The sequence below is a fragment of the Kitasatospora sp. NPDC058243 genome, from assembly GCF_042882025.1.
Lineage (GTDB): Bacteria > Actinomycetota > Actinomycetes > Streptomycetales > Streptomycetaceae > Kitasatospora.
Genome location: NZ_JBHVWW010000139.1, coordinates 2,666 through 3,245, shown reverse-complemented (window position 1 = coordinate 3,245; position 580 = coordinate 2,666). Strand labels below are relative to the sequence as shown.

At 71.7% G+C, this 580-nt stretch carries 1 protein-coding gene; it reads left to right on the top strand.

The window, feature by feature from the left end; genetic code table 11:
* A partial coding sequence (locus ACFVX9_RS39540) for a transposase domain-containing protein (protein ID WP_387987112.1) occupies positions 1-580 on the top strand: 580 nt, incomplete at both ends.

Below are 580 nucleotides of genomic sequence, written 5' to 3'. Positions count from 1 at the left end.
CTGCCTGCCCGGGTGGTGGTCTACTTCGTGCTCGCGCTGGCACTGTTCGAGGACTGCTCCTACCGGGCGGTGTGGGGCAGGCTGACCGTGCATCTGCCCGCTTCGGCCATCACGCGTCCGGCGGTCTCCTCGCTCTCACGGGCCCGACGCCGCCTGGGTGCCCGCCCGTTGAAGGTGTTGTTCGAGATATCGGCCGGGCCGGTCGGCGAGAAGGGCCGGCCCGGTGTGTACTACCGGGGCCTGCGGACCGTCGCGATCGACGGCACCAGCCTGCACGTCCCCGAGGACGGGCGGATTCTCTGGCGTTACCCCAAGCGGGCCGGGGAGAAGACGGAGTTCGGCTACCCGCTGCTGCGGCTGCTGGTGATCGTCGAGTGCGGCACCCGGGCCCTGCCCGCCGCGGCCTTCGGCCCCGAGAGCGACGGCGAGACCACCTGTGCCGCCCGGCTCCTGCACATCCTGGACGACACGGCGCTGCTCCTGGCCGACGCCGGCTTCGACGCCCGTGACCTGCTGGAACGGGTACGGGACACCGGAGCACAATTCCTGGTGCGCTCGGGTGCCTCGCGCTGCCCCGCAA